The 1,534-nt window shown below is 55.9% G+C and carries 1 rRNA gene (only partly in view); it reads left to right on the forward strand.

Features of this window, described 5'->3' with window-relative positions:
- Positions 1–1,399 (forward strand): 23S ribosomal RNA (locus ACH4UM_RS41595); it begins 1,796 nt to the left of the window's first position.
- The last annotated feature ends 135 nt before the right edge of the window (positions 1,400–1,534 follow it).

Below are 1,534 nucleotides of genomic sequence, written 5' to 3' on the forward strand. Positions count from 1 at the left end.
ATGTAGTCTGAGACCTGATGCCGAGCCGATTGTGGCGAAGTGGATGATCCTATGCTGTCGAGAAAAGCCTCTAGCGAGTTTCATGGCGGCCCGTACCCTAAACCGACTCAGGTGGTCAGGTAGAGAATACCGAGGCGTTCGGGTGAACTATGGTTAAGGAACTCGGCAAAATGCCCCCGTAACTTCGGGAGAAGGGGGGCCACGCCTGGTGATAGCACTTGCTGTTAGAGCTGGGGGTGGCCGCAGAGACCAGCGAGAAGCGACTGTTTACTAAAAACACAGGTCCGTGCGAAGCCGTAAGGCGATGTATACGGACTGACGCCTGCCCGGTGCTGGAACGTTAAGGGGACCGGTTAGCTCCATTTCGGTGGGGCGAAGCTGAGAACTTAAGCGCCAGTAAACGGCGGTGGTAACTATAACCATCCTAAGGTAGCGAAATTCCTTGTCGGGTAAGTTCCGACCTGCACGAATGGCGTAACGACTTCTCGACTGTCTCAACCATAGGCCCGGTGAAATTGCACTACGAGTAAAGATGCTCGTTTCGCGCAGCAGGACGGAAAGACCCCGGGACCTTTACTACAGTTTGATATTGGTGTTCGGTTCGGCTTGTGTAGGATAGCTGGGAGACTTTGAAGCGGCCACGCCAGTGGTGGTGGAGTCGTCGTTGAAATACCAGTCTGGTCGTGCTGGATGTCTAACCTGGGTCCGTGATCCGGATCAGGGACAGTGTCTGATGGGTAGTTTAACTGGGGCGGTTGCCTCCTAAAGAGTAACGGAGGCGCCCAAAGGTTCCCTCAGCCTGGTTGGCAATCAGGTGTTGAGTGTAAGTGCACAAGGGAGCTTGACTGTGAGACCGACGGGTCGAGCAGGGACGAAAGTCGGGACTAGTGATCCGGCGGTGGCTTGTGGAAGCGCCGTCGCTCAACGGATAAAAGGTACCCCGGGGATAACAGGCTGATCTTCCCCAAGAGTCCATATCGACGGGATGGTTTGGCACCTCGATGTCGGCTCGTCGCATCCTGGGGCTGGAGTCGGTCCCAAGGGTTGGGCTGTTCGCCCATTAAAGCGGTACGCGAGCTGGGTTTAGAACGTCGTGAGACAGTTCGGTCCCTATCCGCTGTGCGCGTAGGAGTCTTGAGAAGGGCTGTCCCTAGTACGAGAGGACCGGGACGGACGAACCTCTGGTGTGCCAGTTGTTCTGCCAAGGGCATGGCTGGTTGGCTACGTTCGGGAGGGATAACCGCTGAAAGCATCTAAGCGGGAAGCCTGCTTCGAGATGAGGACTCCCACCCACTTGATGGGGTAAGGCTCCCAGTAGACGACTGGGTTGATAGGCCGGATCTGGAAGCACGGCAACGTGTGGAGGTGACCGGTACTAATAGGCCGAGGGCTTGTCCTCAGTTGCTCGCGTCCACTGTGTTGGTTCTGAAACCACGAACAACCCCACACTTCTTCTTTTGTTGGTGGTGTGGTGCGGTTGTCAGTTTCATAGTGTTTCGGTGGTCATAGCGTGAGGGAAACGCCCGGTTACATT

Source organism: Streptomyces sp. NPDC020801, from assembly GCF_044334385.1.
Classification (GTDB): domain Bacteria; phylum Actinomycetota; class Actinomycetes; order Streptomycetales; family Streptomycetaceae; genus Streptomyces.